Source organism: Methylobacterium sp. BTF04 (assembly GCF_010692745.1).
Classification (GTDB): Bacteria; Pseudomonadota; Alphaproteobacteria; order Rhizobiales; family Beijerinckiaceae; genus Methylobacterium.
The window spans coordinates 1-4527 of the sequence record NZ_JAAHTB010000103.1; the positions used below are offsets into that span (position 1 = coordinate 1).

Consider the following 4527-nt stretch of genomic DNA (forward strand, 5'->3'; position numbering starts at 1 on the left):
GGTCCGCAGCTGCTGCGTCGATGGCACCCCGCCCTCTGATCCCGCCGGCGAACTCGACATCTGGCTCGACGCGGCACATCTCAGTGACATGCCGGCTCTCAGGACGTTCGCGGCAGCCCTGGAGCGGGACGGAACAGCGGTGCGCGCCGCATTGACGACGTCGTGGAGCAACGGCCAAGCGGAAGGCCAGATCAGCAGGCTGAAGATGCTCAAGCGGACCATGTACGGACGCGCTGATTTCCCCCTCATTCGACGCCGCATTCTCCTCGCTGCGTAATCCACGCAAAATGCGGGAGAACCGTGGAACCGGGGGAGGATCACTACCTCCCGGCATCCCTCCCAACAACCCAATCCACCAAACTCGGCGAAGAGACACTTTCAGGGGGCAGGCCAAGGGTCATCTACTTCAGCACGAAGACCGTCTAGAACAACCAGTCGCTGATCAAGACCAAGCTCGGCGCCCGCATCGACTGGCACCTCGTGTGGATCGCAGTGGGCGCCGGCCTCGTCTCACCGGTGGGGCGCGGGTGATCCGGCGCCGTCAACGTCCCGGATCCAGCCCCCCCGGACGAAGGCCTACCGTGAGTATCGAATATCGACACGAATCTCGTCTTCGGTGAGAGACTTGCGTCTTGTGTCCTCACCCGTCCCATAGCGGGCGATGTTGTCGCGGGTCACCAGAACCTGAGGGGTTTCGACGACTCGCGGAACGGACTGGTTCGCCGAAAGACGCGAGGCCACATCCAATCCCAGCTCACCGATCATCATCGGGAAGATATCGACGGTTCCGGTCAGATCGCCTGCCGTGATCGACGCATATGCGGCCGACGTCCCGTCGCTGCCAAAAACCCTGATCCGATCGAGGGCCCCCATCGATCTGACCGCCTCCACCGATCCCAGCGCCATCGTGTCGTTGTTACAGTAGAATCCGATGATGTCCGGTGTCTGCTGGATGATCTTCTTCGTCACGTCGAAGGCCTGCTGGCGGTCCCATTGCCCCGAGACGCTAGCGACGATCTCGAACTTCGCCGTGGCCAGAAGGGTCTCGCGAAATCCCGCCGAGCGCTGGACGGTAGAGAACACCCCGGCCTGGCCTTCGATCACCGCGACCTTCCCTCCCGACTGGTAATGCCGGATGAACCACTGCGCGACCCGGACGCCCATTTCGCGATTTACCGGCCCAACGAAATGCGCGACGCTGTCGACGACGGCTCCGTCCATATCGACCACCGGAAGCTTGGCGGCGACGGCCTCGTCAATGGCGGGCTGGAGATTGAAGGCTGAGATCGGCGAGATCAGAAGGGCCTTGTACCGGCTTCCGATCATATTCTGCATGATCGACAACTGGCGCAGCTGATCGGCCTCGCTCTGCGCCGCCTGGATGTCGAGCTTAATGCCGTCGGCCGCCGCACGCCGGCGATAGCCCACGGCCATCATGCGCCAATACTCGTTGGTCTGGGTTTTCAGCACGATGCCGAACCTCTGTCCGCGCACGTCGGGGGCAGGCCCCAACCGCGGGGTGAGCTGGGTCCATCGGATCCGGCTCGGATCGGTGTCCGGGTTGAAGGGCCCCGACTGCGCGGCCGCACATAAGAACGACAGTAGGACCCCGAGCAGGGCGCCCGCCAGAACCGGCGTCTTCATGAATGGTCGTCCGAAGAGCCGGTTTTCATTCTTGTCGTTCATCCTACCACCGCCCGGTCCGATGCTGCCACCGCCACTTTAGGATGTCGGTCTCAGTAGGCAACGTGGCGCCTTGCCGGTTCGCTCGGGTGACATCCGGCCTGGATATCGCCGCTCATGGCGCGAGAAGACGCATTTTGCTCTATTGAAATCAAAAATCTATAATCTAAACAAAAATATTCTTCTATATTTTTAATATATTTCATTGTACAGTATATTTTGAATATATCAAACTGATTATTTTTGCAACGTCGCGCTCAGGGTGCGGCCGGCTGAAGAGATAACCTTGAAGCTCATGGCAACCTGCCTGGCAGAGCAGATCTCTCTGTTCAACTGTCTCGACACCTTCGGCAACGACATTCATTCTCAGGGATTCCCCAAGCATAATAACGGCATTGACAATCGCAAGACCGTCCTTGTTATCGATCATCTCACGAATAAAACTTCGATCGATCTTAATTTTATCAAAAGGAAATTGGCATAAGTAGCTCAGCGAGGAGAACCCGGTTCCGAAATCGTCCATCGCGATGCCAATTCCGAGGGCGCGCAGGGCGTGAAGCGTCGTGAGGGTGACGTCGGAATTCTGCAGCATCAGCGATTCCGTAATCTCGAGATCGAGCCGGCTGGGGGCGAGGCCCGACGTCCGGAGCGCCCCTTCGACATCGCTAACGAGGTTTCGGTACCGGAACTGCAACGGCGAGAGATTGATCGCGACCTTGACGTCGCTCGGCCAGGCCGTCGCGTCGCGGCAGGCGCGGTTCAGCACCCACAGGCCGATCACTGGAATCAGCCCTGTTTCCTCCGCGATGGGGATGAATTCGGCAGGCGACACCATGCCCCGTTCCGGATGGTGCCAACGCAAGAGCGCCTCGAACGCCACAACCAAACCGCTCTTTGCATTGACCAGGGGCTGGTAATAGACCTCGAACTGTTGGTCGGCGATGGCGACCCGGAGATCGACTTCCATCCGCCGCCGCATCTGAACGCGCGCGTTCATGCTTGGCTCAAAGAAGCGATGGATGCTCCCGCCTTCGGCCTTGGCGCTGTAGAGGGCCAGATCGGCGTTCTTCAGCAGTGCGTCGGGCGTCTCGGTGCCGTCCGCGACCTGGGCGATGCCGACACTGACGCCGATGGAGATGTAATGCCCATCGATCTCGAAGGGGGGGCTCAGTACCTCGATGATCCGCAAAGCCAGGCCTTCGGCGTCCGCTCTCCCGTTCGCGAAAACCTGAACAATGGCGAATTCGTCGCCGCCGAGTCGAACGACCATGCCAGCCTCGCCTATGGTGCTAAGGAGTCGCCTGGCCGTCTCACGTAGAAGTTCGTCGCCCACGGGATGGCCCAACGTGTCGTTGACGGCTTTGAACCGATCGAGATCGAGGCAGAGCACAGATAGGACGCCGCCGCCGTGCTCGGCGCTCTTTTCTAGATGGAGATGCTCGCGGAACAGGACGCGATTCGGCAATCCGGTTAGCGCATCGTGGCGAACCATGTGAGACAGGCGGGCTTCCGCGCGCTGCCTGTCGGTGATGTCCTCGTAGGTGACGACCCGGCCGCCGCCGGCCATTGCCTCCGCCGATACCTCGATTGTCCGCCCGTCCTCCAGAACACAGTGATGCGATCCCGAACTGGCCGGGAGACTGCCCACCGGGTAGGCGCCCTGCGGCATTGGGAGCAGATGCGTACCGGTCACACCGGCCACCGCTTCCTCGGTGCTGAACAACTCGGAGAAGCGTCGATTCTCGACGACGAGGACGTTGCCGACATCGAACATTCGCAGGCCCAGCGTCATGTGATCGAGGGCGGTCTCGAAACGAGCGTTCTGCGCGGCGATCTCGACATCGTAGCTTGAGGCCTGCTGCGCCATCAGCCTTTCGATAAAGCCGATCTTCTCGGAGATGCTCTGCTGCATGGTGGCCAGCGCCTGCAGCAGCAGGCCGGTCTCGCTCGATCCCTGGCCTTCGATGCGATTATCCAGCTTTCCCGAGGCGATCGCGGTCGCCACCCTGACGGATTGTTGTATCGACGGGACGATGGCACGGTTGAGCAACAGGGTGATGATGAAAGCGATCAACACCGAGCCCAGCATGGCGGCATAGGTCTGTATGCGCGTCTCCTGCACCAGAGCCTCTGCCAAACGGCGCTTTTGAAATCCGTCGCTGGCGTAGAGACTGACCGCCTTGTCGAAGGTCTGTTCCACCGCTTGGAAGTCACGACGGGCCGGAATATCCGTGGAATCTCTGAGCAGGGCTTGAAGGTTTGATACGGAGGTCTGAAGGTGTTTGGCGATCTCATCGCCGCGTTGAGACATCGTCCGTTCGCGCACCACATCCAGGGCATCGAGGGCGGATTGGATCTGGTCGATGAAAACGGCTCTGTTGTTTTCGCCGACCGCCACGTCCCTCGAAACACCCAGAATGATCGACTGCGCCGACCGTAGATAATTCATCGACTGAAAAGCGTCGTCGTAAATTTCTAAAGCGGTGTCGCTGAGCTTGGTCTGAGCGCCCTGCGACAGGAATCCTATCAGAATAGTGACGAACGCAAGGCTGATGCACCCGAAAAATATCTTCGTTCGAATTGACATCATCCAATCCGTCTTGAACATCATTATCTTCATCGATCATTCAGGATTCGAACTTGTTTTGATCGGGTCTATCCTAAAATCGCGATCAGATAATCATCCATTCTTAATCATCAAAGTACAATGATAAAGTATCACGATCCCCCGCCCAGTTGCGCTGAATAGGCCTACGCGAACATCATTTACGAGTAATTACCCACTCCCTTGCCCGACCGGACCCGGCGCGTCGTCGAGGTGCATCAGCTACCGGACGCGATCCG

Annotated in this window: 3 protein-coding genes and 1 pseudogene; 2 read left to right on the forward strand and 2 right to left on the reverse strand. The window is 59.2% G+C overall.

The features are described 5' to 3' along the window. Together G3T14_RS23125 and G3T14_RS25250 are read left to right on the forward strand one after the other, a co-directional pair. On the forward strand, positions 1 to 277 hold a 277-nt coding region (locus G3T14_RS23125), incomplete at its 5' end, for a transposase (protein WP_163644847.1). Between the two features lie 131 nt (positions 278 to 408). Then, positions 409 to 531: pseudogene (locus tag G3T14_RS25250) on the forward strand (DNA-binding response regulator); the annotation flags it as partial. A gap of 45 nt (positions 532 to 576) precedes the next feature. On the opposite strand, the gene G3T14_RS23130 reads toward G3T14_RS25250, so the two are convergent. Further along, positions 577 to 1644 (reverse strand): substrate-binding domain-containing protein, encoded by a 1068-nt coding sequence (locus G3T14_RS23130; RefSeq protein WP_163644848.1) that lies wholly within the window; start codon positions 1642 to 1644, stop codon positions 577 to 579. Between the two features lie 241 nt (positions 1645 to 1885). Continuing rightward, on the reverse strand, positions 1886 to 4303 hold the full coding sequence (locus G3T14_RS23135) for an EAL domain-containing protein (RefSeq protein ID WP_163644849.1): 2418 nt from the start codon (positions 4301 to 4303) through the stop codon (positions 1886 to 1888). Positions 4304 to 4527: the final 224 nt, after the last annotated feature.